Origin of the sequence: Haemophilus parainfluenzae (assembly GCF_003253005.1) — a bacterium.
Lineage (GTDB): Bacteria > Pseudomonadota > Gammaproteobacteria > Enterobacterales > Pasteurellaceae > Haemophilus_D > Haemophilus_D parainfluenzae_M.
Genome location: NZ_QEPZ01000014.1, coordinates 1 through 3312, shown reverse-complemented (window position 1 = coordinate 3312; position 3312 = coordinate 1). Strand labels below are relative to the sequence as shown.

Here is a 3312-nt window from a genome sequence, read left to right as displayed (position 1 = left end):
TTCTGTTCTTTAACAACCAGGAAACAAGCTGAAAACTGAAGAGACTTTCAAGTCCTTTTAAAGGATAAGAAAAAGTCTGAGTAAGAAAAATCTTGATTGAACAAAAGCAATCAAGTGTTTAGTTGAAAACACAACATCAAGAATTTTTGAGGTTGTATAGTTAAGTGACTAAGCGTACAAGGTGGATGCCTTGGCAATCAGAGGCGAAGAAGGACGTGCTAATCTGCGAAAAGCTTGGATGAGTCGATAAGAGGCGTTTAATCCAAGATGTCCGAATGGGGAAACCCAGTAGATGAAGAATCTACTATCACTTACTGAATCCATAGGTAAGTGAGGCAAACCGGGAGAACTGAAACATCTAAGTACCCCGAGGAAAAGAAATCAACCGAGATTTCGTTAGTAGCGGCGAGCGAACGCGAAGGAGCCTGTTAGTGATAATGACAGAGACAGAGGAACAAGCTGGGAAGCTTGGCGATACAGGGTGATAGCCCCGTACTCGAAGTCCAGGTTATGGTACTAAGCTAACGACAAGTAGGGCGGGACACGTGATATCCTGTTTGAAGATGGGGGGACCATCCTCCAAGGCTAAATACTCCTGATTGACCGATAGTGAACCAGTACTGTGAAGGAAAGGCGAAAAGAACCCCGGTGAGGGGAGTGAAATAGAACCTGAAACCTTGTACGTACAAGCAGTGGGAGCCTTTTAAGGGTGACTGCGTACCTTTTGTATAATGGGTCAGCGACTTATATTTTGTAGCGAGGTTAACCGAATAGGGGAGCCGAAGGGAAACCGAGTCTTAACTGGGCGTCTAGTTGCAAGGTATAGACCCGAAACCCGGTGATCTAGCCATGGGCAGGTTGAAGGTTGGGTAACACTAACTGGAGGACCGAACCGACTAATGTTGAAAAATTAGCGGATGACTTGTGGCTGGGGGTGAAAGGCCAATCAAACCGGGAGATAGCTGGTTCTCCCCGAAATCTATTTAGGTAGAGCCTTGAGCGGACACCTTCGGGGGTAGAGCACTGTTTCGGCTAGGGGTCCATCCCGGATTACCAACCCGATGCAAACTACGAATACCGAAGAGTGATACTCAGGAGACACACGGCGGGTGCTAACGTCCGTCGTGGAGAGGGAAACAACCCAGACCGCCAGCTAAGGTCCCAAAGTCTATATTAAGTGGGAAACGAAGTGGGAAGGCTTAGACAGCTAGGATGTTGGCTTAGAAGCAGCCATCATTTAAAGAAAGCGTAATAGCTCACTAGTCGAGTCGGCCTGCGCGGAAGATGTAACGGGGCTCAAATATAGCACCGAAGCTGCGGCATCAGACAAAAGTCTGTTGGGTAGGGGAGCGTTCTGTAAGCGGATGAAGGTGTGTTGAGAAGCATGCTGGACGTATCAGAAGTGCGAATGCTGACATAAGTAACGATAAAACGGGTGAAAAACCCGTTCGCCGGAAGACCAAGGGTTCCTGTCCAACGTTAATCGGGGCAGGGTGAGTCGGCCCCTAAGGCGAGGCTGAAAAGCGTAGTCGATGGGAAACGGGTTAATATTCCCGTACTTGGTAAAGCTGCGATGTGGGGACGGAGCAGGTTAGGTTAGCGTGCTGTTGGATATGCACGTTTAAGTTGGTAGGTGGGGAGTTTAGGCAAATCCGGACTTCCTTAACACTGAGAGATGATGACGAGGCTCTACGGAGCTGAAGTAACCGATACCACACTTCCAGGAAAAGCCACTAAGCGAAAGGCTTTACTAAACCGTACTGAAAACCGACACAGGTGGTCAGGTAGAGAATACTCAGGCGCTTGAGAGAACTCGGGTGAAGGAACTAGGCAAAATAGCACCGTAACTTCGGGAGAAGGTGCGCCGGCGTAGATTGTAGTCCCTCGCGGGCGAAGGTTGAACCGGTCGAAGATACCAGCTGGCTGCAACTGTTTATTAAAAACACAGCACTCTGCAAACACGAAAGTGGACGTATAGGGTGTGATGCCTGCCCGGTGCTGGAAGGTTAATTGATGGTGTAATCGAAAGAGAAGCTCCTGATCGAAGCCCCAGTAAACGGCGGCCGTAACTATAACGGTCCTAAGGTAGCGAAATTCCTTGTCGGGTAAGTTCCGACCTGCACGAATGGCATAATGATGGCCAGGCTGTCTCCACCCGAGACTCAGTGAAATTGAAATCGCCGTGAAGATGCGGTGTACCCGCGGCTAGACGGAAAGACCCCGTGAACCTTTACTATAGCTTGACACTGAACATTGAATTTTGATGTGTAGGATAGGTGGGAGACTTAGAAGTAGTCACGCCAGTGATTATGGAGTCGTCCTTGAAATACCACCCTTTAACGTTTGATGTTCTAACGAAGATTACGAAACGTGGTCTCGGACAGTGTCTGGTGGGTAGTTTGACTGGGGCGGTCTCCTCCCAAAGAGTAACGGAGGAGCACGAAGGTTTGCTAATGACGGTCGGACATCGTCAGGTTAGTGCAATGGTATAAGCAAGCTTAACTGCGAGACAGACAAGTCGAGCAGGTACGAAAGTAGGTCATAGTGATCCGGTGGTTCTGCATGGAAGGGCCATCGCTCAACGGATAAAAGGTACTCCGGGGATAACAGGCTGATACCGCCCAAGAGTTCATATCGACGGCGGTGTTTGGCACCTCGATGTCGGCTCATCACATCCTGGGGCTGAAGTAGGTCCCAAGGGTATGGCTGTTCGCCATTTAAAGTGGTACGCGAGCTGGGTTTAGAACGTCGTGAGACAGTTCGGTCCCTATCTGCCGTGGGCGTTGGAGAATTGATTGGGGCTGCTCCTAGTACGAGAGGACCGGAGTGGACGCACCACTGGTGTTCCGGTTGTGTCGCCAGACGCATTGCCGGGTAGCTAAGTGCGGAAGAGATAAGTGCTGAAAGCATCTAAGCACGAAACTTGCCAAGAGATGAGTTCTCCCAGATTACAAATCTGTAAGGGTTGTTTAAGACTAAGACGTAGATAGGCATGGTGTGTAAGCGGTGTGAGCCGTTGAGCTAACATGTACTAATTGCCCGAGAGGCTTAACTATACAACGCTCAAGGGTTTTGGGTGTTGGGTAAACAAAACAAACTCAGAAAAGAAGAAAGTTTTTAGGTTAATCAGCTTGTTTGGTTGTGAGACGCTAGAGATAGCGGAGCAGAGTAGAGAAAAGTTATTAAAGGAATAATCCTGGCGGCGATAGAGCGGTGGTCCCACCTGACCCCATACCGAACTCAGAAGTGAAACGCCGATGCGCCGATGGTAGTGTGGGGCTTCCCCATGTGAGAGTAGGACACCGCCAGGTA

At 49.3% G+C, this 3312-nt stretch carries 2 rRNA genes; both read left to right on the top strand.

The annotated features are described in order from the left end of the window. The first annotated feature begins 158 nt into the window (after nt 1–158). A 23S ribosomal RNA gene (locus DPV97_RS09465) occupies nt 159–3056 on the top strand. A gap of 139 nt (nt 3057–3195) precedes the next feature. Next, nucleotides 3196–3311: ribosomal RNA gene (gene rrf, locus DPV97_RS09460) — 5S ribosomal RNA — on the top strand. The last annotated feature ends 1 nt before the right edge of the window (nt 3312 follow it).